Annotated in this window: 17 protein-coding genes; 2 read left to right on the forward strand and 15 right to left on the reverse strand. The window is 64.9% G+C overall.

The genetic code is table 11. The features are described 5' to 3' along the window. Positions 1 to 30 precede the first annotated feature (30 nt). Positions 31 to 1,152 carry an asparaginase gene (locus tag ACIBLA_RS29930; protein WP_363240030.1) on the forward strand — a complete coding sequence of 374 codons (1,122 nt, stop codon included), beginning with the start codon at positions 31 to 33 and terminating at the stop codon, positions 1,150 to 1,152. Here the strand turns inward: ACIBLA_RS29930 and ACIBLA_RS29935 are convergent. From ACIBLA_RS29935 to ACIBLA_RS29975, 9 genes are all read right to left on the reverse strand, one after another. Further along, the gene (locus tag ACIBLA_RS29935; protein ID WP_363240029.1) at positions 1,136 to 2,476 is read right to left on the reverse strand and encodes a DUF6596 domain-containing protein; all 1,341 of its coding nucleotides are present in this window, start codon (positions 2,474 to 2,476) and stop codon (positions 1,136 to 1,138) included. The two genes, ACIBLA_RS29930 and ACIBLA_RS29935, sit on opposite strands and share 17 nt — an antisense overlap. Then, positions 2,473 to 2,823, reverse strand: coding sequence for a YciI family protein (locus ACIBLA_RS29940; protein ID WP_363240028.1), 351 nt, complete (start codon positions 2,821 to 2,823; stop codon positions 2,473 to 2,475). The genes ACIBLA_RS29935 and ACIBLA_RS29940 overlap by 4 nt, the downstream gene beginning before the upstream one ends. A gap of 60 nt (positions 2,824 to 2,883) precedes the next feature. Beyond that, positions 2,884 to 3,537 carry a dihydrofolate reductase family protein gene (locus ACIBLA_RS29945; RefSeq protein WP_363240027.1) on the reverse strand — a complete coding sequence of 218 codons (654 nt, stop codon included), beginning with the start codon at positions 3,535 to 3,537 and terminating at the stop codon, positions 2,884 to 2,886. A 240-nt stretch (positions 3,538 to 3,777) separates the two neighbouring features. Next, positions 3,778 to 5,490: a hydrogenase maturation protein gene (locus tag ACIBLA_RS29950; protein ID WP_363240026.1), complete on the reverse strand. Its 1,713-nt coding sequence runs from the start codon at positions 5,488 to 5,490 to the stop codon at positions 3,778 to 3,780. Positions 5,491 to 5,646: 156 nt separating this feature from the next. Continuing rightward, positions 5,647 to 7,155 (reverse strand): family 43 glycosylhydrolase, encoded by a 1,509-nt coding sequence (locus tag ACIBLA_RS29955; RefSeq protein WP_363240025.1) that lies wholly within the window; start codon positions 7,153 to 7,155, stop codon positions 5,647 to 5,649. 162 nt (positions 7,156 to 7,317) lie between these two features. After that, a complete protein-coding gene (locus ACIBLA_RS29960) occupies positions 7,318 to 7,833 on the reverse strand; it encodes a hypothetical protein (RefSeq protein WP_399200413.1) in 516 nt (171 codons plus the stop codon). Positions 7,834 to 7,937: 104 nt separating this feature from the next. Beyond that, the gene (locus ACIBLA_RS29965) at positions 7,938 to 9,101 is read right to left on the reverse strand and encodes a TerD family protein (protein ID WP_399200414.1); all 1,164 of its coding nucleotides are present in this window, start codon (positions 9,099 to 9,101) and stop codon (positions 7,938 to 7,940) included. Between the two features lie 2,107 nt (positions 9,102 to 11,208). After that, a complete protein-coding gene (locus ACIBLA_RS29970; protein WP_399200415.1) occupies positions 11,209 to 13,911 on the reverse strand; it encodes an ATP-binding protein in 2,703 nt (900 codons plus the stop codon). 1,314 nt (positions 13,912 to 15,225) lie between these two features. Beyond that, complete coding sequence (locus tag ACIBLA_RS29975; protein WP_399200416.1) at positions 15,226 to 16,266, reverse strand: DNA cytosine methyltransferase; 1,041 nt, start codon at positions 16,264 to 16,266, stop codon at positions 15,226 to 15,228. Positions 16,267 to 16,690: 424 nt separating this feature from the next. Here ACIBLA_RS29975 and ACIBLA_RS29980 point away from each other — a divergent pair, with 424 nt between their 5' ends. Then, complete coding sequence (locus ACIBLA_RS29980) at positions 16,691 to 17,497, forward strand: DUF6602 domain-containing protein (RefSeq protein WP_399200417.1); 807 nt, start codon at positions 16,691 to 16,693, stop codon at positions 17,495 to 17,497. Positions 17,498 to 17,564: 67 nt separating this feature from the next. On the opposite strand, the gene ACIBLA_RS29985 is transcribed toward ACIBLA_RS29980, so the two are convergent. The 6 genes from ACIBLA_RS29985 to ACIBLA_RS30010 form a co-directional block, all read right to left on the reverse strand. Further along, the gene (locus tag ACIBLA_RS29985; protein WP_399200418.1) at positions 17,565 to 18,569 is read right to left on the reverse strand and encodes a hypothetical protein; all 1,005 of its coding nucleotides are present in this window, start codon (positions 18,567 to 18,569) and stop codon (positions 17,565 to 17,567) included. A gap of 504 nt (positions 18,570 to 19,073) precedes the next feature. Next, positions 19,074 to 20,492: a tyrosine-type recombinase/integrase gene (locus ACIBLA_RS29990; RefSeq protein ID WP_399200419.1), complete on the reverse strand. Its 1,419-nt coding sequence runs from the start codon at positions 20,490 to 20,492 to the stop codon at positions 19,074 to 19,076. After that, the gene (locus tag ACIBLA_RS29995) at positions 20,486 to 20,677 is read right to left on the reverse strand and encodes a helix-turn-helix transcriptional regulator (RefSeq protein WP_399200420.1); all 192 of its coding nucleotides are present in this window, start codon (positions 20,675 to 20,677) and stop codon (positions 20,486 to 20,488) included. The genes ACIBLA_RS29990 and ACIBLA_RS29995 overlap by 7 nt, the downstream gene beginning before the upstream one ends. Before the next feature lie 231 nt (positions 20,678 to 20,908). Beyond that, on the reverse strand, positions 20,909 to 22,909 hold the full coding sequence (locus ACIBLA_RS30000; protein WP_399200421.1) for a DUF3987 domain-containing protein: 2,001 nt from the start codon (positions 22,907 to 22,909) through the stop codon (positions 20,909 to 20,911). Further along, the gene (locus ACIBLA_RS30005) at positions 22,906 to 23,208 is read right to left on the reverse strand and encodes a DUF6303 family protein (RefSeq protein ID WP_399200422.1); all 303 of its coding nucleotides are present in this window, start codon (positions 23,206 to 23,208) and stop codon (positions 22,906 to 22,908) included. The genes ACIBLA_RS30000 and ACIBLA_RS30005 overlap by 4 nt, the downstream gene beginning before the upstream one ends. Then, positions 23,208 to 23,870 (reverse strand): hypothetical protein, encoded by a 663-nt coding sequence (locus ACIBLA_RS30010; protein ID WP_399200423.1) that lies wholly within the window; start codon positions 23,868 to 23,870, stop codon positions 23,208 to 23,210. The genes ACIBLA_RS30005 and ACIBLA_RS30010 overlap by 1 nt, the downstream gene beginning before the upstream one ends. Positions 23,871 to 23,890 lie beyond the last annotated feature (20 nt).

Raw genomic sequence — 23,890 nt, forward strand, 5'->3', positions numbered from 1 at the left:
TCAGTCCGTCTGGGATGGGAGAGGTACGGCATGCGAGGAATCCTGCGTCGAACCGCGTTGCTGACGGCGGTCGTCGCGCTGACCGCCGGCACGGCCACGGCCGCCGAGCAGCAGAAGTCCCCGGTCAAGCGCCCCAAGGTGGCGGTCATCGGCACCGGCGGAACGATCGCCGGTGTGAGCGAGAGCAGGGTGGACTTCCAGGACTACCAGTCCGGCAAGATCCCCATCGCCGAGCTCGTGGGTGACCTGGAGCCGGAGGTGAACGGGATCGCCGACGTCTCCACCGTGCAGTTCGGCAACAAGGGCTCGGGCAGCTACTCCATAGCCGACTTCCGCGAGTTGACCCTCGCGGTCGACACGGCCCTCCGTACGAATGACGCGGCCGTCGTCACCACCGGCACGGACACGATGGAGGAGTTCGCCTACTGGCTCGATCTGACGGTCCGCAGTGACAAGCCGGTGATCCTCACCGGCGCGATGCGTCCGTGGACCGTCCTCGGTACGGACGGCCCCGCGAACCTCTACAACGCGATCCAGCTCGCCGCCAGCCGTAAGACGACCTGCTTCGGCAGCGTCATCATGCTCAACGACGAGATCCAGGCGGCGCGCGAGGTGCGCAAGACGGACGCGCTGCGCATGGACACCTTCAACAGCGGCGCGAGCGGGGTGCTCGGGGTCGTGGACCAGGAGCGTGTCCGGATCAACAGGGCGCCCGCGCGCGTCGAGAAGTGCGGCAAGGCGAGCTGGAGTACGCCCTTCGACGTCGCCCGGATCCCGGAGAAGAGCCTGCCGAAGGTCGAGATCGCGTACAGCTACCAGGGCGCGGGCGGCGAGGCGGTGAAGGCGTTCGCCGACGCGGGCGCGGACGGTGTCGTCACGGCCGGTACGGGCGCGGGCGGCATCTCGTCGGCGATGTCGGCGGCGCGCACGGACGCGACCAAGCAGGGTGTGGTGTTCGCGTCCACCACGCGTACGGGCAACGGCGCCGTCTACGACAAGGAGAGCGGCGGCGCGGTGGTCGGGGCGGCGGATCTCAGCCCGCAGAAGGCCCGCATACTGCTGCTGCTCTCGCTGGCGACGACGGACGATGTGGCGAAGATCCGCACGTGGTTCACGACGCTGGGGACTGCGGAGTTCACGAATCACGGGTAGGCGGACGGGTAGCCCCACGGTCAGCCGCACACGTAACCCCACCGTCAGCGGCACGGCTTTCCGTGAGGCGGTCGGCGAGGAAGGCACGTTCGGCGTCGTTGTCGGACAGCGCGACGGCCTGCTCATACGCGACGGCGGCGTCCTCGGCCCGCCCCAGGCGGCGCAGCAGATCGGCCTTGACGGCGGGCAGATAGCGGTAGCGGGCGAGGCGCCCGTCCTGTTCGAGCGCCTCGACCTCGGCCAGCGCGGGCGCCGGGCCGTCGACCATGGCCAGCGCGACCGCCCGGTTGAGCGCGACCACCGGCGACGACCAGGTCGCCAGCAGCGCGTCGTACAGCACCAGGATCTGCTCCCAGTCCGTCTCGGCGTACGTCGGCGCCGAGGCGTGCAGCGCGGCGATGGCGGCCTGGAGGGCGTACCGGCCGGGGCCGCCGCCCCGGAGCGCGCCGAGGACCAGCTCGTGCGCCTCGGCGATGGCCTCCCGGTCCCAGGCCGTACGGTCCTGCTCCGCCAGCAGCGAGGGGCGGCCGTCCTCGGTCGTACGGGTGGCCCGGCGGGCGTGGTTGGCCAGGAGCAGCGCCAGGAGCCCCCGTACCTCACGCTCGTCCGGCAGCAGGCCGTGCAGCATCCGGGCCAGGTCGAGCGCGCGCCCGGCGAGGTCGTCATTGGTCAGCGCGGGCCCCGCGGGTGCGGTGTGGCCGGTGGTGAAGAGCAGATGGATGGTGGTGAGGGCGGAGTCGAGGCGGTGGGGCAGCTCGTCGGGGGCGGGCATGCGGAAGGGGATGCGGGCGGCGACGATCTTCTTCTTGGCGCGGGTGATGCGGGCCGCCATGGTGGGTTCCGGGACGAGGAACGCCTTCGCGATGTCGGGGGTCGGCACGCCGCAGACGAGGCGCAGGGTGAGGGCGATCTGGGCGGCGGGGGCGAGCGCGGGGTGGCAGCAGAGGAGGACGAGACGGAGCCGGTCGTCGGGAGCGGACGCGGTTTCGGGCCCGGTGTCCGTGTCCGGTGTGTTCGACTCCGGCTCTGGTTCTGGCTCCGGCTCGATCAGCAGGTGCAGCTTCGACCGGAGGGTCTTGGCGCGGCGCAGCGCGTCGAGGGCGTTGTGCCGGGCGGCCGTCGTCAGCCAGGCGCCGGGCCTGTCCGGTACGCCGCCGCGCGCCCAGTCGACGAGGGCGGCGGCGTACGCGTCCTGGACGCACTCCTCCGCCAGGTCGAGGTCGCGGGTGACGCGTACCGTCGCGGCGAGCACCGAGGCCCACTCGCGACGGTGCGCGTCCGCGACAGCGTCCCGGACGTGCCCGGCGTCAGCTGCCGTCGTCACTCGACGGGAAGCTCAGCGGGGAGCAGGGGCCGTACTTCGACGGCGCCATCCATGATCGGGAGCAACTTGCCGATGGCGACCGCCGTTTCGAGGTCCGCCGTCTCGACCACGAAGAACCCGGCGATCACTTCCTTGCTCTCGATGAACGGCCCGTCCGTGACCAGCCCGTCCTTGTGGATCGTCCGGGTGGCCCGGCTGGGTTCGAGCCCCTGCTCGTGGACCACACGTGCGCCCATCGCCTCGATCTGCTCACCGACGCGCATGTTGGCTTCCATGACGTCGGGCGGGATGTCGGCGACTCCGCCCGGCGTCTCCTTCTCGTAGATCAGAATCGCGTACTGCGGCATGGCGCTCGCTCTCCGTTTCCGGCTCTCCGTCGCCCGGTCTCCGTTCCGCCCATGTCCTGTCTACCAGTTGCCGGTCTCCGGCCCCATGGCCCCGTACTCGACCTTGCCGGCGCGCGCATATGTACTGATGACGACGCCGCTGTCGGACTTCGCCGTGTCGACGAGCTTCAGCCCGGCCGGGATGGTGCCTTTCCCGAAGAGCCGCTTGCCGGAGCCGACGAGCACCGGGAAGACCAGCACATGGAACTCGTCCACGAGGTCGTGCTCGATCAGCGTCTGGATCAGATCACTGCTGCCGTGCACCTGGATCTCACCGTCACCCCCACCCTCCCCCGCACCGGCGCCGCCGTCCCGCTTGAGCCCGGCGACCGCCTCGGCGACGTCGCCCATCAGCAGCGTCGAGTTCTGCCATGAAACGGTGTCCAGAGTCCGCGACGCGACGTACTTGCGCACGCTGTTCATCTTCGCCCCGATCGGGTCGTCCGCCTCGGCGAGCGGCCAGTTGGCGGCGAAGATGTCGTAGGTCCTGCGTCCCACGAGCAGCGCGTCGGCGCGGTTGACCACCTCCGTCATCCGCTCGATGAGATCGGCGCCGAAGTGCGGCACGGACCATCCCCCGTGCTCGAACCCGCCGTCCCGATCCTCGTCAGCGCCACCGGGCGCCTGCATGACCCCGTCGAGGGAGACGAATGTGGTCACCATCAGCTTTCGCATGCGCGTTTCCTTCGCTCGTATATATCTGCCCTGGTGCCGCACCTGCCGGCGGCGGCCTCACTGACAACGGCGAACGGGACGGCCCGCGATCGACAGGTCGGAGAGACAGATATTCCGGCCGGGCGCCGGCTTCACCCGTCACCCGTCACCCGTCACGCGTCCGAAACAAGCATTCTTCGCGGCTTCGGTCACTACGCGGACTCGGACAGTTCGCTCTGCTTCGAACGACTGCTGTGACCCTCACTCGCGACGGTCGACCACTGCGCCGTTGAGATGCTCCGGCGTCGCCGAAGGCTTCGTCTTCCTTACGAAGGCGGCCCGCAGCGCGTGGTACGGCGCGCCCGGATCGAAGAACGTGCCGTGCATCTCGGCCAGTTCCCTTTCCCGGTACGCGCTCAGCGGCGCGACGGCCTCGTCGCGTTCGCGCGCCGCCTTCTTCTCGCCGATGCGCTGTCCCGTCGCCGGTGCCGACGCGAGACGCGCCGCGCGGCGTGCGACCGCGGCACCGAAGTCCTGCGGCGTGCAGTCGACGACGACGTCCACCAGCCCGATCTCGCGCGCGCGGGCAGCCGTCACCGGGAGGGCGCGGCGCGTCAGGCGCTCCGCCTCCTCGGCGCCCACCCTGCGAGGCAGCGTGTAGGTCCAGTACTCCGACCCGTACAGCCCCATCAGCCGGTAGTGCGGATTGAGTACGGCCCCGCTCCGGCACCAGACCTCGTCCGCGGCCAGGGCCAGCATGGCGCCGCCCGCCGCGGCGTTGCCGCCCAGCGCGCTCACGAGCATCCGGTCGGTCGTGGTCAGCAGGGCCTCCACGAGGTCGTCCATGGCGTTGATGTTGGCCCAGGACTCCCGCGCGGGGTCGGCGGCTGCCTCGATGACGTTCAGATGGATGCCGTTGGAGAAGAAGTCGCGGCTCCCGCCGAGTACCAGCACCGTGGTCGGCCGTGAACAGGCGAACTCGTACGCCGTGAGCAGGCGCCGGCACTGCGCCGTACTCATCGCCCCGCCGGCGAACGCGAACGACAGGAAGCCGACGGGACCGTCCTCGCGGTAGCGGATGTCACTCCATGTACGCCGCCCGGCGGGCAGCTCCCAGGGCGCGGCGATTTCGGGAAGCGCCGGCATCCGGTCCCCGAGCGCCAGAGTCGCCGGCAGCTTGAACGTGGCCGGACCGCCCGGCGTGCGCCGGGGGCGCAACTCGGGAATCCACACCGCGCCGTCCACGGTCGCCCGGCAGACGGCACCGGACCTGGTGGCCAGCAGCGTTCCGGGTCGGCCACGCAGCGTGTCCTCGGCGTGGCCGCCGTGCAGGTACCACTCCTCTTCGAGGAGTGAGTCCAGGACACCGGGCTGCGAATCCGCCCCGCGCAGCTTGCGCAGCACGGTCTCGGTCGGGTCGGACGCCCAGTCGACGCGCCGCATGTTCTGGTCGAAGTACGGCCGCACGCACACCCTTTCGCCCGGACCGGTGGTGTCCTGCGGCTGCGGGACGTAGGTCCCGGAGGCGAAGCGCTCCACGGCGAGCAGCACCGCTTCCAGGGCGGCGTCGGCGACCTCGTTGCGGTAGAGGTCGCTCTTCCCGACGGCCGGCACCGGGCACCGGACGGAGGCCCAGACGTCCCCGCCGTCCATCTCCGCCGAGGCTTGCAGGACGGTCACACCCCATTCGGTGGCGCCGGTGTGCACGGCCCAGTCCAAGGAGGACGGCCCGCGGTCGCCGACCGGTCCGGGATGGACGATCAGACAGATATGGCTGGACCAGATATCGGCCGGGATCGCGGTCTTGAGCATGGGCGCGACGATCAGATCGGGTGCGGTACGGCGTACGGCCTCCCGCAATGGCTCGTCCCCCAGGGCCAGTTCGACGCCGACGGAGTGCCCGCGGTCGCCCAGCTCGGCGAAGACGCGCTGGGTCAGGCTGTTGAAGGCACTCGCGACCAGCAGGATGTCCACGGCAATCTCCCTTGCGACCGACCAACGCCGATCATGACCCACCCCCGCCGGGTGCCCCGGAAGCCACACCGGGCAGCGGGCCGGAGGCCTCACCCCCCCCGCCGACCCAGGTGACCTCGTACTGCTGGTCTACGTGACCCGGAACCGCTGGCCGGCTCAACCGGCCTTGTCGACGGAGATGTTGTCGAAGGCCGCGGCGGTGTTGAAGACCCGTACCCCGGTGGCTCCGCTGCCGTACGTACTGTCGGTCACCGAGATCTTGGGCGTGGCCATGTCGTCGACGTACACCTTGATCGCGGAGCCGACGGCCGAGATCCTTACGTGGTGGGACGGGCCGGCGGGGCGGGACAGCTGGGCGGAGCCCAACTGCGTCCAGGAGTCGTTCGCCCGGCCGAGTACCACCTTGCCGGTCGGGCTGATGCCCGCGTAGTAACCGGAGTAGCCGTCCACGCCGACGGACGGGCGCGTGGCGCGGAAGATCAGGCCCGCGTCGCCGTTGGTGTTGCCGTTGCCCGATGTGACTTTGACGTCGGCGTCATAGGTGAAGTCGCCGAAGTTCGTGTCGAGCAATGCCTTGCCGCCCGCCGAGGCGCCTGCTCGATAGCGTCCGTCACTGGCCGACCACGACCCGCCGTACGTTTTCCAGCCCAGGGCGTTGCCGTCGGCGAAGTTGTCCTTGACCTCCATCGCCACGCGCCGGATGGTGCCGTCAGCGTTGAAGTACATGCGGTCGTAGGCGAGTTGACGGTTGTTTCCGGCGGTCTCGCTGAGCGGCCTGCGGTGGTAGACGATGTACCAGATGTCCGTGCCGGGCACGTTGACCACAGAGTTGTGGCCGGAGCCCTTGGCCACGGCGGGGTCTTGGGCGAGTACCTTTTCGATCTTCGCGAAGGGGCCGGTCGGTGAGTCGGACATGGCGTACGAGACCGAGTAGTCCGGGCCGGTCCAGCCTCCCTCGGACCACATCAGGTAGTACTTGCCGTCGCGCTTGAACATCTGCGAGCCCTCGACATAGTCCGCGGGCGTGATCTCCTTGTACGTACTGCCGTCGTCGAAGGTGCCGAGGCTGGTCATGTCGTCGTTGAGCTTGACGACGTTGGCGTGCCCCCAACCCCCGTAGTACATATAGGCCTGACCGTCGTCGTCGATGAAGACGTCCTGGTCGATGGGCTGCGCGCCGTTGTGGAACTGCCCGATCAACGGCCGGCCGAGGGCGTCGGAGTACGGGCCCTCCGGCTTGTCGGCCACCGCGACGCCGATACCGCCGAGACTGGAGTTGTTCTGGATGTCGTTGGCGGCGAAGAACAGGTAGTACTTGCCGTCACGCTCGACCGGCGCGGGCGCCCACACGGCGTACTCGGCCCAGGAGATGGCGTCCGTCGTCAGCACGTTGCTGTGCTTGGTCCAGTTGACCATGTCCTTTGAGGAGAAGGCGTCGAGGTAGGTCTGCTCCTCGTACGCCTTCGACGTGGTGGGATACACCCAGTACGTGTCGTCGTACACGGCGATGTCCGGATCGGCGTACCAGCCGTCGACGAACGGATTGCCCGCACCGCCTCCGGCGCCCGGCCGGTCGGGCACCGCGACGGCGGCGCCGGGCGAGAACGTGGCGACCAGACAGCCGGCGAGCAGCGCGGCTACGGCCTTTGCGTGGAATCTGAGCATTCGAGCGTTCATCGTCGGCAGCTCCGCGTATGGGGATCAGCAGCACGAACACCGGTCTCGGAAGAACATTCCCGCACAGTAAGTAACACGAACGTACACGTTCCATCAATGCTGCACGTGCGGCTGAGGGGGCGTCAATAGGCGGGTCGGTCTGCGGTGGTGTCAGTCTTTACCTGCCGCGTGCCAGGTCATGCCCCAGCCGTACTCGATATCCATGGCCTGCTGCTTGAACACCCCGGGCGGCACCAGGACGTACTTCGCCTCGCGCCGGACGATCAGTTCGCCGTTCACGTTCTCGATGAGTGCGATCGCCGCGACCGTCGAAGGAACGGTGCACTCGTCCAGGCGCACCTCGATCGGTGGACCGGCCGGCGGATACAGCGTGGCGACCCCGTCCAAGCCGGCGAAGCTCGACGCCTCGCTGGAGCCGGTCCTGTCGTCCTGGTCCAGCCGGATGTAGGGCGGCTGGTCGAACGAGCCGAACTGGTTCTCAACCGGGTGGGCGATCCCCGTCATTCCGTTCTGCAGCTCCCACAGACAGGAGAGGTCCAGGTCGATGTCCTCCAGCCGGACGGCGTTCTTTCCCTTCTTCATCCAGCCACGGGACGGCTTGCGGGCGCTCCAGGAGAGATTGGTCCGCATGGCTCCTGAGGTGGCGCCCTGCTTGGTCAGCGACACGGCGGGCGCTGCCTTGGTCAGCGTGATCTTCGACAGCTGGACGGGCTGGACGGGCTGGACGGGCTGGACGGGTGCGGGAGGCGGGGTGGCGCGGGCGAGGCCGGCTAGTCGACAGTGATACCGAAGTCGGTGGCGAGCCCGGCCAGGCCGGAGGAGTATCCCTGGCCGACGGCCCGGAACTTCCACGCCCCGCTGCGCCGATACAACTCGCCAAGCACGAAGGCCGTCTCCGTGGTGGCACTCGTAGCGTCGAACCGCGCGGTCTCGACACCGCTCTCCGCGTCCAGCACGCGCACGAACAGACCGCGCACCTGACCGAACGTGCCATCGGTGGAAGCCGCGATCACCACGGTCCCGATCTCCTGCTCGACCGAGGACAGTTGGACCGCGATTGTCTCGATCGGGCCCGTTCGGTCCTGGCGCTTGCCTTCGAGACGTACGGCACCACTGCGATGCACAGGCTGGTTGTAGAACACGAAGTCGTCGTCCGACCGGACCTTGCCGGCCGTCGCCAGCAACAACGCCGACACGTCCACGTCAGGCGTCCCCGGCCCTCCTTGCCAACCCAGCTCCACCCGGACCCTGGCACTCGGCACCGGTGTATTGGCGCCCTTCTGCAACAACACGGTGGGATTTCCCTCCTCGGCCTTCCGGCCCTGGAAGGTTGCGCGGCTGGGTATGAAGTCAGGAAGAGCAGCGAACGCGGGGTCAACGGTCGCTGTGGCCGTAACCGATCGCACCCAGGCCCGCACCCGCGTGAGTGGATGGTCGGGGAACTGCGCGTCCCACGTGGGGTCGTCGCCGCGGTGGTACGGCAAGGCGCCCTGGACCTCGGGTGCGTACGGGTGCGGCAGGACCCAGCCTTCTCGTCCCGCGGCACCGCTTCTGGCGAGGATCACCGCTTCGCGCACTCCGGTGATCCCGCGCTCCTCGGCGAAGTAGCCGATCATGGCGTGGGAATCGGCCTTCGCCAGGAAGATCATCGCCATGAAGAGCTGCCCGGTGGGGGCGTTCGGCAGCGGTACTTTCACCACCTGAGCGACGCCGCGAACACCACCGAGCACCACGGCCTCGGCCTCGATGAGACACCCCATCCCCGCGTACGAGGCGGCGAGGTTGCGCCGCATGGCAGGCACGTCCTCCAGCCAGGCGGTCTCGGTCAGCGGCGAGTTCTTCACTGTCAGCGAGACGCGGTCCCCATGGGCGGAATGCAGCCATGTCGTCTCGTCGACGCGCTGGAGCCCCGCGGAAGCGAATGTGACGACCACGCCTGGCACTCCTTCGGAAACCGAACCACGACAGTTGGTCGATCGACGGTACCGCACCATCTCTGAACCAACCCCAACTACGCTGCTACGACCCCGACTTCAGGGCCCGACGACGCCGCCCCGAGCGCCACCCACAGACCTGCTCCTGCCGACCGCCCCGACCGATGGTGACTCGTAGCGTCTGAGCGACGTGGCATCGGCCAGCGCGCAGCCAGGTCGACGGGGGGGGCAGCGGCCACCCCCTGCCCAGGAATGAGCACGGCGAAGCCGCAACCGGTAGGCTGTACCCGCTCCGCCGCTGGTCGGGCGGGGCGTGGGTGGGTTGCCCGAGTGGCCTAAGGGAACGGTCTTGAAACCCGAAGCGGCCCCAAACACCCTGCGGCCGAGGGCTCGTTGGAGTTGGCCCAGCTCCCCATAAGCGCAGATGAGGCGGGGCACCGAACACATCCGGCGCCCGTCTCCGCACGTGCTGTCTCACCTTGTGCCGCTGCTGTCCCCCTGTGAATCAGCCCGCACGGACCAACCACGGACCAAAATCACGAGGTTCGAGAACCATCAAGACGATCTCGGCTGAGTAACAACCTTCCTCACGCTTTCAAGCGCCCGCGCGAGCGCGGGCTGGCCCCTGGGGCCGCAGCAAGCAACGGCCTATGAGTAGAGACCCGGATACGGAGCGCCCCGGTCAGAACATGCCTCCGGCGGGGGCGCTCAGGCTCCGAGATGGCGGGGGTGCCGTTCGCGGGTGCTGGCCGAGTGTGGCGCGCGCGTGGGGTGTTCTCATCCTGTCTGCCGTCGACCCAGGCAAAGCCGAGCAGTCGCGGCCCAGAGCGTCAAGGTCGTTCGTACAGTGGCGCGCCCCACCTTGACGCCCTGAACCACGCCCGCTCCACGGTGTGTGGGTCGACGGCAGAGGGGATGAGAGCTAGAGGTCACTCATGCTCTTGAGCCGCGGATCTCTCCCTATCGACTGAAGCGCAAGATAACCTCTTCCCTCATGCGCAAGTCCATTGCCCCAGTTCCAGACCGTGGGGGAGGGAGGTATCGACGGTTGGATGGGATCTCTCGACAAAGTCGATCTGTCAGTTCCAGGCCCATGACATTGCACGTCTCGGCCACGATCTTTTCGACAGATACGCTCGAACCTTTAAGCCGGGCATCCGCAATAACAAAGGTTGCCAAGCCTTCAGGCTTCAAAACTCGACTAATCTCGGAGCTCAACTGGAGTACATCAGCAATATATCGGTTAACCAAACGGACCTCGCGATCCGCAAGAACTCCACTAACCGCTAGATGGCGAATTCGATCAACCTCTTCGGTAGCAGGACCGCCACACTGGCTCCCAATATTCTCCGATCTGAGCGAGCGCAAGTATCGGATCGTGTAGCCCATCCAGACCAAACTCAATCGATGCCCTCGAAGGTAGTCGATCGCCACCAAATACGGTGGACTCGTCATAACCGCGTCTACTTGTTGTGTCCCAAGAGGGATCAGCCTGCCATCGGCCCGGAACGGAATGAATTTACCGGAACCGCCGATGTGTGGCGATCTACGGATGACAGTTTGGACAGATTCCGGAAACTTCTGTAGTACGTCAAAACTCGCTGCATCCCTAACACGGTGCGGGCGGGAATGAGAAACGTCTCTTGCCTTTGAGGCTCCCGCATCCTTCGTAATGATTAGGCGGGAAAATGCGCACCAGAGCGGTGCCTGAATGGCAGAGGGAGCTTGCGCAATGCCCGCCGCTAAGGCCGCGAGTCCATCCCTGGTCTCCGGATCGAACCAGAAATTGATGAACTCCAATGTTTCCGGATCGTCAGACGCTACGACCTTACGGTGAGCAGTAGCCTCGGAAACGATCGAGTCGCATGAATCAAGAAGTTGCTTGACATCGAAACCCCCTGCAGCCGTCTGAGAAATCAGAACGGCCAGCGGGTCGGTATCACACCCGACAGCTACGTGCCCTCTCGCTGCCGCGGCAAGCGGGAAGCTCCCGGATCCCATCATAGGGTCCAACACAACCGATGAACGCGGCAATTCGTCTAGAAACTTCTCGCTCAGCTCGGGGGCCATACGAGCTGGGAACGGATGAACTGCAGCACGAGCCACTTTAGTTGCCTTCCTGAATTACTCTACGCAATGAGCTCGGAACAGTCATCCTGTACGACTCCGACACGCCGGAAGGATAGCTTTCGAGCGAAGCCCCCCATTCTCGATACAGAGCGTCCGGCGTCGAGTTCAAAGCAACGAAAGTCCCGTCGTAGTAAATACTATTCGGGGCCAATGCTGCCAGCCCTCTAATCACCGCCGCCAGTTCATCTTCATGCGGCTCATACTCAAAGTTCGACCGCTCAAATAGACCCGTAATGAGATCCTTGATCGTGATTGGATTTCTCCTGATCGCATACTGAACCAGGAGGCTCACGATTTCATCAATGGGTGGCGCTTGCGGGGGCTCCGCCTTCTCAAGTCGTTCGACGAACTGCCGACTCTCTTCGGGACTACGGCATTCAAACAGCTCTTTGAGAGTCAAAGGAGAGACGCCTCGAATGGGAAAGAGCTTTACCAGGTGAGACAGATCTTCGACGGTTACAGGCGTAATTCCGTCATTGTGACAGATGGCTTTTATGAGACTCTCATCGACGCCGTCGCCCTGAAATCCAGGAGCCACAAGTAGCGTGTACTTGGGGTCGACTTTCAGGTTGTGCTTTTCCTTTGCTCGCTCGCGGTGAACCCTCAGAATTGACGTACGAGCAGTTCCAGCTTGAATGCGAGGCGCACTGCTTCCATCTCGCTGTGCAGGAAATAGGCTATCTTGCACTGCCACTGCCCTGCTATCCAGAATCTTTCGGGCTTCCCTGCCACTCGACTTCGCATCATACGTCAGAGCATAACTCTCGTTTTCAGATCCGTTTCTTCTGCCGAGATGCGCAGTGGCAATTCCGTCGACGGATCCGTTGCCACCAATCCGTTGAACCGTAAACCCGAGCAGCGTGAGCGCGTCTGCGACTGCGTCCTCGAGTTCCTTTTCTTGGTTACTCGCGTCCAGCAACTGCTTTGCCACCAAGAGCGCCGACCGCGGATGCCGTTTAACGAGATCTCGAAGGAATGCATCCCGTTTAGCCATTACCCGTGCCACGATTTCCGACGAGATATTCTCATCAAGCATGTACGCTTGGGTAAGAAGTTCTGTTAGGGCCAGCAACTTGAGCGGCTCCCGCAAGCCTTTCTCACCGATGTAGTTGCTGATAAAGGGATGATCTTCGTTCAATACAGCGGCTTTTCGGTCCGGGTCGTACCGAACCAACCGCGCGTCCTCACCGTAGGGCTCCATGAGGACTTGTTCGAGGACGTCTTCCTCACTTGCGAGAACACCGCTGGTCTGAGCCACTTCACTACGGCTCATACCCATGGATTCGCGGGCGGGCTCGTCCCCGGCAACGACCTTGTCCAGAGCCCGCCGCAGTGGTGCCTGCGTAAGCACCGGTGAGGGGTCTGAAATTCTCCCTTGCTTCGTGATGTAGGGCATCTGATCCTGTGCGTCTGCCTGCAACAGTATCTTTCGAGCGCGATTGAAAATCGCAAGCATGTATACGCGAAGTTCGCGAAGCTCTAGGGAATCCTGCAGACTTTCGCGAGGGCTTGCGACAAGCCTGTCCAAATCGTCCGCGTTAATCTCCATGTGGAACCTAGTTAAGGTTCCATGATGGAGCTCCGGCCCGACATTAAAACTGGATTCATCCAGGTTGATGAGGCGACCTCGAACACGCACAAAGAAACCATGACTCCGCGCGAGGAAGGTACTCCTCCCCTTCTGAAGGGAATCTTCAAAGAGCCGCGCAGTACCCCAAACCGTCCCGGCAAGCGGGAGACGGAATGCAGACTTAACTCCATCGGCGGTCTCAACCGTGCCAGGCGAGCCATCGATCTTACTTTTCCCGTCCCTAAGCTCCTCTTCCGATTTACCAATCGTGAAAGTCCAATGCGTTTTTCCTGACGCCTTAGATGGCGCGATGGGGCCATCATTTAGCCAAAGCTGAAACCCCGGATTCAGCGGCAAGGCCGTGGAAAGAATCCAGCGCAGCCTCCCCATCTGGATGTGCCTGGCTGGTTCCTTAAGATTCGTCATGATTGCCGCCGTCCAACTGCGCGGCTTTTCTTCACCCTCGAACAGCTTAGCTAGAACGAGAGAGCTTTCACCCATGTACATATTTCTGAGTGCAGCCCGTAGCGACTGCTCAGCTTCGTCCTTAGTCAGTTCAGCCACCATGAGCCGCAAGGACTGTGGGTCGTTCATCTCTCCCTGAACCTGACGATAATCCATAGTCAGGGCTAGGTATCGGCCGTCTTGGCAAGAGATGTACGTCAACTCTTCGGCAAGGACATAGGTGGCGAGCTTTCCAATGCCGAACTTTCCGATCGGCTTCCGGCCTCGCACATGGCCTTGCGTCCGCTTTCGCGAGTTCCCAATATCCCAAAGCTGCTGCAAACCGTCGAGGTCCATCGACTCGCCGTCATCCACGACCATCAGGGTGGAGTCGTGAGGCTCAAGATCCGATGGCATGTAAACCCAGACCTGACGTGCACCCGCGTCGTAGGAATTCGATACGAGCTCTTCAAACGCCTTGTTCGGCGAGCTGTAGAGACCTTCAGAGAAGCGTTGAATGATACCTAGCGAGATTCTTACGGCAATCGACTCGCTCCGCTCAGAGGAAGTCTCAACGAAGTCAGCCACATCGATTTCGATGCGCCCGCCGGCTGCAGCTCCTTCAGGCACCTCTTCTTGATCCACTACGACCCCCCAGTCGCTCAACTGTTCGCAGTCTCCGGCTACTCAATGCCCCCTGCCCACGATCAAGCAATCCGGGCAGAGGGGTAGAGGGGTAGAGTATGAGACTCACGCCCCGCTGACCAGGTCGCACTTATGTCGAAAGACGTGTGACCGACTGCCAGTGGCTCATTTGCTTCGCGCGGCCTTCGAGTTTCAGGTGCGGGGGATCGAAACCAACACCAAAAAAGGTCTACCTCCAGCTCCCCGGTCTCGCGAAACCCGCTGCTTGCTCGTCATAAGCCACCAGCCCTCAGTCATCTACTGGGGTTCAAGCGCCCAGTAGGCATTCGCGGCGTCATCGCAGGTCAAGCCCGCTATAGGCGGGTGCAACACCCGCACGTACCACGTCAAAAGGGCGCGAAATTCGTCTTCTCCACAGCCAGAGTCTGGAGTGTCGGGCCCGAGACGGAGTATCGCTTGGCAGAACGCACCCGTTATCGTCCGGCACGGCACCCACAAGATGGCTGAAAAACATATGCCCTAGGCAACATGCTCCTCCGGTCCAACACGGCACTCGCGGTACCGCGGACGCCCATCGTTCGCCACGGCACTCCCCCTATCGACCAACGCGATAAGGCCCAGAGCTTCGAGCAATTGTTCGAGCAACTGCTGAGCGCCAGCGCCCAGCCACCGACGAAGCCTGCGCGTGGGGCGAGAAGAACATCTACTTCGCGCCAGACTCCGCCTGCTGCACGGCGTCCTGACCCTGGATGTGCACGAAACCCAGCCGACCTCCGGATTCGTGGACTAGTTGTGGACGAGGCGGCCCGCAACGTCCGCCTGCAGTTCGCTGACCAGGAAAGGAACGGCGAGCAGAAGTGGCCTCCGGAGCCGTGTGCACCACAGGCAAACTGATGAATCGTGCGCCGGCGGGGGTGACGTGAACAGGTGGTCTGTCCATGGACCCGAGTCGAGTCGCGCTAATGCTGCGCACTGGGAACAAGATCGAGTGCGTGTCTAACTGCGTGACAACGCCGACAAACAACGACGGACGCGCACGGACGCCTGCGGACCCTCAGCGCAGGTGAGAGGCACATCGGCCCAAGGCGCCACCCCCACCCAAGTTGCTTCGGGACGAAGAGGTCGTGGTCTCACTTTCGGCCTCAATCGTCCCGCCCCAGGGGCGGTCCACCAACGTCCGCGGAGGTACGGCGGGCAAACCCTCTGACCATGCGATGGAGCCGCACGGTGGGCCCTGTGGATGACCCCCGTCCAAGATCTGGCAACTCGTAGTGCGTGGTTCCTCGGGTCTGAACCCCAGTAGTCGATGAGGCCAAGTCTGTAACATTTGCAGAGTTACGGGATACCTCGTGCCGAAATAATGCCTGCACTGTTCGCGGTCTGAGCGTCCACTGGCGGGTGCTCTCGCCCCAATGCGGTGGCGAGGACATGAGTAGCCAGGAGCGGCGGGATGGCGTTGCCGATCTGCTGGGGGATATTTTTGCCCGCCCACGGATAGTCACGCGGAAAGCTCTGAAGCTGACCGGCCTCGGCTGAAGTCAGGCGAGGTAGGGGGGTACCATCTTGGGCCATCACCCTATTACGGGCTATTTTGCTGGTGATGGTGAAGGCAGGATCGGCGGAATTGCGCCGGCCTCGGGCCTTTGGGTCTCCCCCAGAGCCATAGTCAGAAACCACGATGAAGGGTTCGGGGCGGTCCAAGGTGTCGCCCATAGCATTGCAAGGCAACAGAGAGAGCTCACCCACTGTACGGGGCAGAATCTTCCGATATGGCCGGTGAGTGGTGGGCGGGAGGGTTACCGCCCCATCGCGGCGGGCGACCAATATCGCGCGTCGGCGTGTCTGAGGCACTCCGAATTCTTCTGCATGCAAAATGCCGCTGGCGACTGAGTAGCCCTCACTTGAGAGAGCTTCGCCCACCGCCTGCCAGATGGGCAGGACAGTCGGTACCTGTTCCAGAACGATCACTTCGTAGGGGCGGCCACTGTCCACCGCAGCGAGTGCCCAGCGCAGTGGCTCCAGGACCAAACCCGTGCGCTCATCACCTAGGCCAGCCAACGATGCAGCGATGTCCTCACGGGCCCCCATACACCGGACCAAGCGCAGAACGTTCTGGAGTGTGCTCCTGCCCACGCCGTTGCCTGCAACGGCGAATGTTTGGCATGGCGGGCCGCCAACCAGAATTCTGGCAGATGGAAAATCCGCTGGCGAGAGTCTGCGGACGTCATCTTCTACGGTCGCCAGCCCTGCAGCCCGACGTGTGGCACAGGGACTAGCATCCCATTCGATGCCGACTCCACGCACACCCAGCCTATGAGCGGCGAGGTCCATCCCTCCCACGCCGGCAAACAGGTCCACAAGATCATAATTGCCCACAGTTCCTCACTCCCGCAGCCCAGCAATGTGCTTGGCAACGGTAGCTGGCCCCCGACTCGACAAAGAGCGCCTTTCTGGGCCGCCCCGTGCCGTGGAAGGGCTTCCACCGACGGCAACAGCTCAGTAACTGGCGCCGTCGTCTGGACCGTACTCGATCGACAAGTTGTTCCAATGAAGCGGAAGTTGACAAGTCCTGAGCGGTCGCACCTGCCACGCGGCCACCTTGTCGCCGTGCCATGACCGGAGAGTTGAGCCAGGGGCGTGGGTCGGTGCCACAAGCGGATGTGGCTGCACGAACTGGCGCGCAAGCCAGACCGCGGGGATGCACTGTGTGGAGAGCTCTCGACGGACCGTGCGTCCGTTGTCTTTAGGGGTGGGGCTGTGAGCTGGCGGGTGCTCCCCCTGTCTCTACTACGATCTACGCATGACGGCAGAGAAGCTAGGGAAAATCCTCGGCTCAGTAGCAAAGAAGATGCACGCCGACTTTGAGCAGTCGAAAAATTTCAACCATAACGGGGAAGCCGGGACGTCACGTGAGGTAATAATTCAGGAATTTCTCTCTGGATATCTGCCGGCACATGTTGAGGCAGTGCACAATGCGGAAATCATCGCCGCGAATGGTGATGTGTCACCACAGTGCGACATCGTGCTCATCGATCGCGGGACACCTCCATTCACTACCCTCAACGGGTTTCGGATCATCCCTAACGAGTGCGTGTATGGAATGGTCGAGGTGAAGACGAAACTGGACGGGACTCAACTCGCTGATGCTTGCAACAAGATCAGCCGGCTGCGAGGGATCCCGAAGACTTCATACCGGCCGATCCCTGGCACGATCCCGCGTTCTACTAAGGCGTATGGGAAGACTCACGACCATTTCCCAACATCGGGCATGATCGTCGCGTTCGACAGTCTCAACTTGGAGACCATCGGCGAGCACCTCGTGAAGTGGTGCCGCACTCGCAATCCCATCGAGTGGCCGGACAGTGTGTGGGTCGCAGGCAAGGGCCACTTGCAGTGGGGTGACGCACGACATGGATCACTCTACCGATCGCCGGTAGCCGGGGCATCTCTCTTTGAGATCGACGCCCTTCCCGAGCAAGATATCCTTCTTGCGCTGGCGCTGCATCTCAACATCCACTTTTCCGATGCATGGATGAATCCACTCGACCTCGTTCCCTATTCGGGAGTCACCCCATTGGGGAACGCGTCGAGACACTGGACAATCTAGGACGTTGTTTCGTCAATTACTCTCTCTGTCGCCCTCTGAAATTGGCGACAGAGAGAGTCTCACTTCATTAGCCCGCTAGAGGGACCGAATCTCCGACAAAATGACCATTGTCTGATCGGTACACGACGCCGACGTCATACTGATCGAGCAGGGTGTACATGTCGGGGTCGGGGGCGGCCGGCAGCAAGATGACCCGCTTGGGCTCTCCCTCATGGTCCGACGATTTCACGTATCGGCTACAGTCCAGGATCTTCCCCAGAGCCGACCGCACGTCCTCGCGTGAGTTCGAGCCCTTCGCCTCATAGAGCACGTGTTTTGTTGCGTCGTACAGGTCAGTGCGGAGCGTTGAGGTGAGGCCCTTCACCTTGATCTGGAAAGCGCCGGTTTGGTGTCCGGCAGCATCCAGATGAGCCTTGTACGCCTGAGTCAGTTCCGCCTCGTGACGGACGGCGATGGTGGCGGCTGTGGCCGCCCGGAGACTCAACTTGGTACTGAAGCTCTCCGGCACCACGAACGTCCCGCTCGTCTCAGCGTTGGGCGCCGGCTTATGTGGGGAACCGCCTTTGGTCACGCTCTGCTTGGGGAGTGGCAACGCACCGCTTGACGCCGGGTCGGACTGAAACATCGACGCGGTGACGATGCCCTGGAACGGGACGAACTCTGCCGTTGTTTCCTCCGCGGCGGGGATCACGTCCTGCGTGGCGTGCTGAACCGCACCGTCGGGGCGCAGGCGGAAGACGATGACGTTGCGCTCTTTCCCGTCCTCGCCATGAACCCTGCGCCACACATAGGGCTGCACACCATCCAGAGTGAACGCCCCGAGGTACCGGTGAGTCTTCGTATCGCTCCCGGGCAGCTTGCCCACGCGCGTGAACACACGAAGCACCCGGTCTTGCTCCGCGTGCCGGACAATCGCCCTGTTGCCGGCGCCCGCGACGCCGTCGAAGGTCTGATCACCAGACTTCCCAGCACCGGTGTACTCGAAGACCGGACCGAGCTCGTCCTCCTCGGCCAACCAACCGTCGTAGTAGCCTGCTTGCTCGCCCACGTCCGGGTCCGAGTAAAGGCTCACGCTGTGCATGTCCCCAGAGGGGCAGATGCCTCCCTGAGGGCTTCCCCCGAACACGGCACGGATCTCGGTGCGCGTACGGACATCACCGGGGCTGATCCCCGCAACGCTAGTAGTCATAGCGTGACCCTAGATCACGGCACTGACACTGACAGCGGGCTCCCCTCAAGGGTCAACGATGAACTGCGGCGTCACGCATCCCGTCGGCCCGCGCGCCAACAGACCCCAGCCACGATGAAAACGCGATAGCACAGAGCGAACCGCGACGACAGCGCCCAGCACGGCTGTTGGAGTCGCTCAGCACGCTGCTTGACCGCCCTTAGTTGAGGTCCGGATCAAAAGGCGACCGTGCCCGTTGCGTGCCCGACGGGGCGGTAATCCGCAGTCAACAGCGGACGCTAGATCGACCCCACCGGCTTGCGCGGGCGCCCGTTCCCGCAGATCAGATGCTGACCGGTGCCGAAAGGAGCGGTGATCCCCAAGCTCAGGGCTTCGGAGAGTCGGAACTCAATCCTCGTGAGGGGCGTCGGCCTCGTTCAGCGCTGCCTCGATTAGGCGGTTGGATCCTCTCTGGCCTCTGAGGATCTTCGCGTAGAAGCGGTAGAGCACGGCCAGGCTGTGCCCTGCTCGGCGGGCGACCTCGACAGGGTCGACGCCGGCCTTGAGCCAGAGGGAGATGCCCGCGTGGCGGAGGGAGTAGGGGACTTCGGCGAGTGGGGTGTTCGCCTCGTCCGCCGTGAGCGCCTTTCGGCGCGCTTGTGCCCAGACCTCGCAGTATTCGGTGGAGCGGACGCGGCCACCGCGTACGGCGCGGAAGAGTCGGCCGTCGGGTGTGGTGCCCTGGGTGCTGAGATGCACTCGTAGCAGGCGGACGAGGACGGGCGGGATTGGGACGGAGCGGGTGGCGCGGCGGGCGCGGCGTTTCAGGCCGCGTTGTTCGTAGGAGGCGCCGTTGTCGGTCCAGCCAGCGCCCACTTCGGGCCGGCTCTCTTCGAGGATGAGTTCTCCCCACGATGTTGCCGAGCTGTCTGTCTCGTCCGGCAGGACGCAGTCCTTGCGCTTGAGAGCGGCGATCTCCGAGGGGCGCATGCCCGCGTAGTAGATACAGCCGAAGAATGCCTCAAGGTGTTCGCCGCGGCTGCCCTGGGTTCGTACGGCCTCGATCAGGACCTTGGCCTGCCTTGGTCCGGGGACGTATCGGAAGTCGATCTCGTCGTCCGTCTGCGGGGGTTCCCAGTCCACTTTGGACAGGGGGTGAGTGGTCAGGTGGTCCCTCTCGACCGCGTAGCGCAGGCAGTTGCTCAGGACGGCGCGCTTGCGCTTGACCGTGTTGTCCGAAGCTGGCTGGCCGTTGAGCTTGAGCGACAGGGAGTCAAGGGCGCGGCGGAGGTTCGCGGGACGGGCGGCCTCCTCGACCTTCATCGAGTGCTTCTTCAGCCAGGCGAGCGCGGTCTCCACGTCCGCCGGCAGAGGTGTGATGTCCGCGAGTGAGGCCAGCTCGCCTTGTTCGTTCTGGACCATTCGAAAGGCCCATGTTGTGAGCGCGTGACGGAGGAGCTTCGGGGTGGGGGCGCCCTTGGTGCTGGTGACCAGAACTGGTGTGATGGCGGCGAGAGATTCCGCGATGCTGGCTCGGTGCTTGGCCGCGATCTTCGGCCACTTCATCAGGACGTACGCGCGGGAGTGGTCGTACCAAGTGGGGGAGTTCAGCGCCAGCAGCTCGGAACCGGGAAGGCCGCTCTCCGTATCAAACTGCTCGCGCTTGCGCAGCGCGGCGCGCAGCTCGGTCTGTCGTCCCTCGGCTTGCGCCTTGGTGAGGTAGCTCTTCGAGTGTTCCTTCGCACCGACCCGCCAGCGGAGCATGTGGGGCTTGCGACGGTCCTTGCGGGTGCGGATGTTCCAGATCTCGACGTCGTAGGTCAGCACGCGTGCGCCTCCTCGTGGTCGTTGAGCCAGGCTTCGAGGTCGGAGCGGCGGAAGCGGAGTTGGCCGTTGGGGAGCCTGATGCACTTGGGTGCCTGGCCGCGGGAGCGCATGCGGTAGAAGGCGGCTCGGGACATGTCGAGTTCGTCCAGGAGGTCGCAGAGCTTGAGGTGAGGTTCGCGGCGCACAGTGATCAGTCCCCCTTGGTACGGCGGCTGTTTCGAGCTATGGGGAGAAGCGGGAGCGTCAGCAACGTCAGCGGAATCCGGCGACCTGCGGAGTTGCTGAGTGGGCGGGTGTCAGCGGATGTCAGCAGCGTCAGCACTACGACCGCGGCGCGCTGATCGTGCTGACGCGCGCTGACGTCGTGTTGGCTGGCGTTCTCGCAGGTAGAGGGATTGCGCTGACGTTGCTGACGATCAGCTCGCATCGGTACCGCCCTCCCGCAGCGAGGGGTGCACGCGGTACGTCGCCGACGCCGGCTGTCCCGCGCGGCCAGTCCTGGGCGGGATGTCTGCACGGAGATAGCCGTGGGATTCGAGTAGGGCGAGGGCAGGTTCGACCTGGGCGACCGTGCGGAAGCGGCGGGAAGCCGCGACCGCGTCACGGCGCTTGATCGCCGTGCGCCAACTGCCGTCCATCTTGGGGCGACGCAGCCATTCGAGGATGGTGTGTGCGGCGTCGTTGGCGGGATCGGAGGCGATCAGATCGAAGACAGCCAACGCGTGGTGTGTGAAGTAGGCGGTGATCTCGGCTGCTCGGTGGATCGTGGTGTCTTCGACCGGGTGGTCCCATCGGTCGCTCGTTGCCCGGTCGGCGAGGTGGAGCAGGAGCGCGACGCGGGCCGTGTGCCCGACGAGCTTGCCGGCCCAGTCCGGGAGGTGGGCGAGTGGCTGATCAGGGCGGAGTGAAGCTTCGATCGTGTCCTGTAGCCCTTCCACTGCCCTGTCCGCCGCAGGCGTGAGCGGGACGGTGACCGGTTCGGGCAGGGCGTAGAGCATGTGCAGGAGTTGAGTCAGACGGGCGTGGTACGTCTGGGCGACCGGGCGCGGTACGGGTGTGGTGCGGGTCTTGCGGTAGCCGAGGTTTGAGGGCGGGAGGGCGTAGAGGAAACGGGCGAGGAGGCCGCGGTCACGTGCACCGGGGGTGCTGGCGAGGTCTTGCAGTACGGCCGGCTGCGGTGTGATGCCGATGGTGAGCGCGGGCTTGTCGACGCTGGGCTGTTCGCGTGTGATGCGGTCGGTCTGTAGCCGCTCTCCCTTGTGGGCTTGCAGGAAGACGCCGAGGTTCGGCTTCGCGCTGTAGCGCCCCGCGATGATGTCGAAGAGGTCGCCCTCGGGAGAGAGCGCGGCGAGGCAGCGGTGCACGGCGAGTTGCTGAGCGAGCGGTTCGGGGGTGATGTCGCCCGAGACCGTCAGGCGTGGCCGGGGAGGTACGTGGATTCCCTCGGCGAGCAGCTTGGCGGCGGACGCCTCGGCGACCAGCGCCGTACGGTCGACGCTGTTGCCTGGCTTCCGGGCCTTGGCCATCAGTGCCTCGGCCTCGGCAAGCGCCGCTTCCTTCTCGGTCTCCGCTTCGACGATCCGGGCGCGCGACTCCTCCTGCAGCTGCCGCTCGACGTCGTAAATGGGCTCGGTCATCGCGGCGAAGACGTCCGACTTGCGCGAGGCGGGCGGCATCGCGCAGACCAAGTAGAGGTTGGACTGCTCTCGCCAGCCGGGGCGGATCTCGACCTGTACGCGTCCGCCGGCAGCGGTGGCCAGGGCGGCGAGTGCCATGGTGGCCGCGAGGTCTGGCGGGGTCTGGGTGAACTCGGCGACGGCGCTGACGTGTTCGGCGACCCACGGCGTCAGCGCGCTGACCGGGAAGACGGGCAGCCCCGCGTGCGTGCCGAGTGGGATCGGGTCGGGCCACCGCTCGGCGCCAACGAGAGTGGCGAGTTCGGCGGTGGCCCGAGCGGCGATCTGCTCGGCGCCGGTGCCGCCCTCGCGGCCGTGGGTGATCAGGCGGACGCCGGTTTCGATGAGGCGGCGCTGCTTGGCCATGTCGGCGATGATCTCGGCGTAGTACGAGCCGTTCGCCGCTGTGGGCGTGGCCTGAACGAGCGTGTGCAGGTAGCTCGCTCCGCCGACGCGGTTGAGATCTCCGGCTTCGCGGAGGCGCGCCGCGACGGTGATCGGGTCGACCGGTAGCCCGGCGGAATGCATCGCGATGATCGTTGAATGGATGGTCGCGTGCGCAGGCCGGTAGTAGTCGGACAGCGCGAGCGTCGCGGTGACTTCGGTGATCGCGTCGCTCGACAGCAGCATGGCGCCGAGCGCCGCTTGCTCCGCGGCCTGGTCGTTCGGCGGTGCGGCGTCGTCGCTGGCGTACCCCTCGTGCGGAGAACTGCTCACCTGGTCTCGAGGTTCGTTGGTCACTGTGCGGCCCCTCGCGGGTCCAGGGGAACCACGATCACCAACGCGGTGAGATCTACTCTGTCGCCGATGGTGTTGAACTCGATCCAGTCCCAGCGCCCATGCGTAGCTTTGGGCGCATAGCCGAGTTCCCTCAGAGCTGCCATACGGACCGCAACGGTCGGGATGCCGGCGGACGCGGGCAGCTGTACGTCCGGCCAGTGGGGCACGCCGTGGAGCACGACGTAGATTTCCCAGTAGCGGCCGTTCCGCGTCTGGGTCATTTGCGCCCTGAACTCAGTAGGAGCAGTTGACTGGTTCATCAGCGCCCGTCCTCGGGATCCCGAGGGGTCCGGCCCGTGAGCAGCACGAAGTACAGGGCGCTCTCGGCCGTCTCGCCGTATGCGTGCGCCCTGTCCGCCAGGTCTGCCGCCTGTTCGGAAGCGCGCGACCACTCGGGGATCACGCAGCCCGCCAGGTCCGCGAAGAACTCGAAGTCCTCGACCACCGCGCGGGCGTGCTCCCGCTCGATCACCTGCTCGCGCAGTGTGGCGAGCCGGCTGTTTCCTGCCCACTCGTTGAGCAGGGGCCGCAGGTCAGGCAGCGCGCCCGTGGGCCGTACGTAGCAACCGCCGCGACGCCTCAGCTCGACATAGTGCGGGCGTTCGCCGAGGAGCACCGAATGCAGCGCGGCGGCGGCGCCGTGGGCGTACGCCACGGCGGTGTTCTCGTAGAGCGTCTTCGTGCGCTGAAGCATCTCGGTGTGCAGTGACCGGAGTTGGTGCAGTGCGTCGTGATGCGGACGGACTGAGTCCCGTCGGGGGACGCTGACCGCGCCGTTGACCGGGAGAAGGCGGGTCGGGTCGGTGTTCCACAGCGCGTTGTGCGCGGCCCGCTCCGCCATGCGGTACTCACGGGAGGCGGCGCCAAGGGCCTGCACGCTCGCAGTGAGGGTGTCGAACCATGCGGTGGTGGGGTTGGACATCAGACGTTCTCCGGGTGGGT

This window comes from Streptomyces sp. NPDC050433 (assembly GCF_044458565.1).
GTDB lineage: Bacteria > Actinomycetota > Actinomycetes > Streptomycetales > Streptomycetaceae > Streptomyces.

Coding starts and splice junctions, on each gene's coding strand:
- ACIBLA_RS29930 (WP_363240030.1), top strand. CDS start 31: ATGCGAGGAATCCTGCGTCGAACCGCGTTGCTGACGGCGGTCGTCGCG.
- ACIBLA_RS29940 (WP_363240028.1), bottom strand. CDS start 2,823: ATGCCGCAGTACGCGATTCTGATCTACGAGAAGGAGACGCCGGGCGGA.
- ACIBLA_RS29945 (WP_363240027.1), bottom strand. CDS start 3,537: ATGCGAAAGCTGATGGTGACCACATTCGTCTCCCTCGACGGGGTCATG.
- ACIBLA_RS29955 (WP_363240025.1), bottom strand. CDS start 7,155: ATGCTCAGATTCCACGCAAAGGCCGTAGCCGCGCTGCTCGCCGGCTGT.
- ACIBLA_RS29980 (WP_399200417.1), top strand. CDS start 16,691: ATGACGGCAGAGAAGCTAGGGAAAATCCTCGGCTCAGTAGCAAAGAAG.
- ACIBLA_RS30005 (WP_399200422.1), bottom strand. CDS start 23,208: ATGAACCAGTCAACTGCTCCTACTGAGTTCAGGGCGCAAATGACCCAG.
- ACIBLA_RS30010 (WP_399200423.1), bottom strand. CDS start 23,870: ATGTCCAACCCCACCACCGCATGGTTCGACACCCTCACTGCGAGCGTG.